The following is a 2,500-nucleotide window of genomic DNA, read 5'->3' as shown; positions in this document are numbered from 1 at the left end:
GAAAGGCGAAAAGAACCCCGGCGAGGGGAGTGAAATAGAACCTGAAACCGTCTACGTACAAGCAGTAGGAGCCTTCTTCGTGAGGGTGACTGCGTACCTTTTGTATAATGGGTCAGCGACTTATATTTTGTAGCAAGGTTAACCGAATAGGGGAGCCGTAGGGAAACCGAGTCTTAACTGGGCGTTCAGTTGCAAGGTATAGACCCGAAACCGGGCGATCTAGCCATGGGCAGGTTGAAGGTTGAGTAACATCAACTGGAGGACCGAACTCACTAATGTTGAAAAATTAGGAGATGACCTGTGGCTCGGAGTGAAAGGCTAATCAAGCCCGGAGATAGCTGGTTCTCCCCGAAAGCTATTTAGGTAGCGCCTCGGACGAATACCACTGGGGGTAGAGCACTGTTTGGGCTAGGGGGTCATCCCGACTTACCAACCCCATGCAAACTCCGAATACCAGTGAGTACTATCCGGGAGACACACGGCGGGTGCTAACGTCCGTCGTGAAGAGGGAAACAACCCAGACCGCCAGCTAAGGTCCCCAAGTCATGGCTAAGTGGGAAACGATGTGGGAAGGCTCAGACAGCTAGGAGGTTGGCTTAGAAGCAGCCATCCTTTAAAGAAAGCGTAATAGCTCACTAGTCGAGTCGGCCTGCGCGGAAGATGTAACGGGGCTAAGCCATGCACCGAAGCTGCGGCTACATACTTATGTATGTGGGGTAGGGGAGCGTTCTGTAAGCCGTTGAAGGTGGATTGAGAAGTCTGCTGGAGGTATCAGAAGTGCGAATGCTGACATGAGTAACGATAATGGGGGTGAAAAACCCCCACGCCGGAAGACCAAGGTTTCCTATCCCATGCTAATCAGGGTAGGGTAAGTCGGCACCTAAGGCGAGGCCGAGAGGCGTAGTCGATGGAAAACAGGTTAATATTCCTGTACCACTATATATTGCGATGGGGGGACGGAGAAGGCTAGGTAGGCCGGGCGTTGGTAGTCCCGGTGAAAGCGAGTAGGCAAGTGACTTAGGAAAATCCGGGTCGCTCCTTAAGAGGGGATGCCAAGACGCGAGACGAGCACCTACGGGTGCGAAGCTATTGATGCCATGCTTCCAGGAAAAGCCTCTAAGCTTCAGATATATAGTGACCGTACCCCAAACCGACACAGGTGGTCAGGTAGAGAATACTAAGGCGCTTGAGAGAACTCGGGTGAAGGAACTAGGCAAAATAGTACCGTAACTTCGGGAGAAGGTACGCCAGAGCTGGTGAAGTCCTTACGGGCGGAGCCGGAGCTGGCCGCAGTGACCAGGTGGCTGGGACTGTTTATTAAAAACACAGCACTCTGCAAACTCGAAAGAGGACGTATAGGGTGTGACACCTGCCCGGTGCCGGAAGGTTAATTGATGGGGTTAGCGTAAGCGAAGCTCTTGATCGAAGCCCCGGTAAACGGCGGCCGTAACTATAACGGTCCTAAGGTAGCGAAATTCCTTGTCGGGTAAGTTCCGACCTGCACGAATGGTGTAACCATGGCCACGCTGTCTCCACCCGAGACTCAGTGAAATTGAAATCGCCGTGAAGATGCGGTGTACCCGCGGCTAGACGGAAAGACCCCGTGAACCTTTACTACAGCTTGGCACTGAACCTTGAACCTGCATGTGTAGGATAGGTGGGAGGCTATGAAGCGTTGGCGCTAGTTGACGTGGAGCCATCCTTGAAATACCACCCTTGTATGTTTGATGTTCTAACTTAGCCCCATTATCTGGGGTGAGGACAGTGCCTGGTGGGTAGTTTGACTGGGGCGGTCTCCTCCCAAAGAGTAACGGAGGAGCACGAAGGTTGGCTAAGTACGGTCGGACATCGTACGGTTAGTGTAATGGCACAAGCCAGCTTAACTGCGAGACAGACACGTCGAGCAGGTGCGAAAGCAGGTCATAGTGATCCGGTGGTTCTGAATGGAAGGGCCATCGCTCAACGGATAAAAGGTACTCCGGGGATAACAGGCTGATACCGCCCAAGAGTTCATATCGACGGCGGTGTTTGGCACCTCGATGTCGGCTCATCACATCCTGGGGCTGTAGTCGGTCCCAAGGGTATGGCTGTTCGCCATTTAAAGTGGTACGCGAGCTGGGTTTAGAACGTCGTGAGACAGTTCGGTCCCTATCTGCCGTGGGCGTTTGAGAGTTGAGAGGAGTTGCTCCTAGTACGAGAGGACCGGAGTGAACGAACCTCTGGTGTTCGGGTTGTCACGCCAGTGGCACTGCCCGGTAGCTATGTTCGGAATCGATAACCGCTGAAAGCATCTAAGCGGGAAGCGAGCCTCAAGATAAGCTCTCACTGACATGTAATTGTCCTGAAGGGTTGTTGGAGACTACAACGTTGATAGGCGGGGTGTGGAAGCGTAGTAATGCGTTGAGCTAACCCGTACTAATTGCCCGTGAGGCTTAACCATACAACACCAAAAGTGTTTATGCTGAAATTGCGAACACAGGTTCGAATACCCTTTACCAAA

At 52.6% G+C, this 2,500-nt stretch carries 1 rRNA gene (cut by a window edge); it reads left to right on the top strand.

From position 1 onward, the window contains the following. Positions 1–2,440 (top strand): 23S ribosomal RNA (locus IDSA_RS11730) (it extends 457 nt beyond the left edge of the window). Positions 2,441–2,500 lie beyond the last annotated feature (60 nt).

The organism is Pseudidiomarina salinarum, from assembly GCF_000753715.1.
Lineage (GTDB): Bacteria > Pseudomonadota > Gammaproteobacteria > Enterobacterales > Alteromonadaceae > Pseudidiomarina > Pseudidiomarina salinarum.
Note: the sequence above shows the minus strand (reverse complement) of the source record. Positions and strands in the feature narration are given on the sequence as shown.